The organism is Roseomonas sp. BN140053 (genome assembly GCF_047690175.1).
GTDB lineage: Bacteria > Pseudomonadota > Alphaproteobacteria > Acetobacterales > Acetobacteraceae > Roseomonas.
The window spans coordinates 1-2,219 of sequence record NZ_JBLLEB010000087.1; the positions used below are offsets into that span (position 1 = coordinate 1).

General features: G+C 64.6%; 1 protein-coding gene and 1 pseudogene. Both read right to left on the bottom strand.

Annotated elements, in window-relative coordinates:
* Positions 1 to 166: 166 nt before the first annotated feature.
* Entirely contained in the window at positions 167 to 1,870 is a 1,704-nt protein-coding gene (locus tag ACLIBK_RS25475; RefSeq protein WP_415390105.1) for an FAD-dependent oxidoreductase, read from the bottom strand.
* Between the two features lie 226 nt (positions 1,871 to 2,096).
* Positions 2,097 to 2,219, bottom strand: a pseudogene (locus ACLIBK_RS25480) (IS630 family transposase); the annotation flags it as partial.

Here is a 2,219-nt window from a genome sequence, read left to right on the forward strand (position 1 = left end):
AGGTCCTCCGACAAGGTCTTCGCCATCGCCGCTGGCCTCCAACCCCAGCCAGCAGCTTGAATCAGATTGCCCCCGAGCCGGGCAAGCCCTCTGATTCGGTTCGCTCGGAATCTGCTCTAGCTGGCTCGGGCCAGGTGGGGCGACGCCAGGGCCGGTGTTCTCCGGCTCATGGCGTAGCCCCGGCCAACTGGCAGCCCGCGACGTAGCCGAAGGTCATGGCGGGGCCGAGCGTCACTCCGCCGCCGGGATAGGCTCCTCCCATGACACTCGCCATGTCGTTCCCGACGGCATGGAGCCCGGGAACGGGCCTTCCTTCGGTGTCCAGCACCCGCGTTTGCGGATCGGTCCGCAGCCCGGCAAAGGTGCCGAGATCGCCGATGACGAGGCGTACGGCGTAGAAGGGAGCCATTTCCAGCGGCGCGAGGCAGGGATTAGGGCGGTGATCGGCATCGCCCATGAAGCGATTATAGGCCGTCTCGCCTTTCCCGAATTCCGGGTCACGCCCGTGCTTGGCGCCCTCGTTGAACCGGGCCACCGTGTCGTTCAGCGTGGCCACGTCAAGACCGATCTGCTCGGCTAGGCTGCTGAGGGAGCGGCCACGATGCAGATAGCCGGAGCGGAGATAGGGCGTGAGGGGAAGCGGGAAGGGCTTGGCAATGCCCAGACCGTATCGCCGGATCGCCCGGTGGTCGCAGAGGAGGAAGGCGGCAGCTTCATCGGCATCGCCGCTTCGGGCGAGCATGGGCGGAACGAAGTCGTGGTAGGAATTCGCCTCGTTCACGAAGCGCCGGCCGTCCAGGCCGACGGCGATCATGCCGGGCTTGGCGCGATCGATGAAATGCGGGAATAGGCCGAAGCTGCCATCGCGCCGGGGAACGCGGGACACCGGGACCCAGGCTGCTGCATGCACCAGATCCTTCTGCAGCGTCCCACCCGCAGCAGTACCGAAGACGAGACCATCCCCCCGGTTGGTGGTGGGAGCAGGGGAGTGGTGTCCCTGCCCGTTGCGAACATGAGGGAACAGCCGTTCGCGCATTTCCTCACTGTGGGGGAAGCCGCCGCAGGCTAGCACCACCCCGCGTCGGGCCGCGACCCGTACCACCCTTCCTTCATGCTCGACCAAGGCACCGCGCACGCAGCCTTGCCGGAAGTCCAGCTCCTTGACCGGGGAGGACAGCCAGAGCGGGACATTCAGGTCAAACAATGTCCGTCCTAGCCGCGCTGCCAAGGCATTTCCGTTCGTCAGGCGCATGCCTCGTCCGTGACGCAGAACGTCGCGAAGATGTCCGCCAAAGATGCGTGCAACATGCAGGGCAGATCGAGGAGACCGCGTGGCTTTCAGGAAATGGCCGACATCCTCGCCCGACACGGTGACCAAGCCGAACAAAGTCAACTCGGCCAGAGGTGGGCGTAGCTTGGACAGGTGCTCACCGAGTATCCTGCCGCTGCAAGGTGCCGCATACAGGGAGCGGCCGCCCTGGGATGCCCCGGGCCGGTCCGGGTGATAGTCGGGGAAGGTGGGCGCAAGCAGGAACCGCATGGCCGTCCGTTCCTCGAAGAACGAGACCATGCGTGAGCCATGGGCGAGGAAAGCTCGGGCGAGATCAAGGTCGAGGTGGTTGCCCGCCTCCTCGCGCATGTAGGTCAGGGCTCGATCAGGGCTGTCAGCGATGCCTATCCTCGCTGCCAAGGGATTTCCAGGAATCCACATCCCCCCACCGGACAGCGCGGTCGTGCCGCCGAAGACGGGAGCCTTCTCGGCAACAATGACATCCAATCCATGCAGCGTGGCTGTGATTGCGGTGGCAAGGGCGCCAGCCCCCGAGCCCGCGACGAGGACATCACAGCTCAGTTCCGCATCGTGCCGCATATGACCGAGCTCCCTGATGCAACCAGCGTACGTACTACCATTGACGATCGCATGCCTATCAAGGTGGCCTCGGTACTGGCCCCTCAGCTATGGGTATGTCCCCTCCACAAGGGACATGCCGCTGGAGGTCATCCGGCACTCACTCCTTATCAGACACATCGGACGTGTGCGGCACGCCCTCAGACGTTCACCCTGAACGAGGGCGCCTGCAGGTCCGCAACAACCTCTAGTGGTCTGAGTTAGAAGTTCTTTGGCAGAATCGTCCGACGCTGGCGAGGATGTCATCGGCGGTCTTGGTCCAGATGAAGGGCTTCGGCGCGGCGTTGGTCTGGGCAATGTAGCCCTGGAT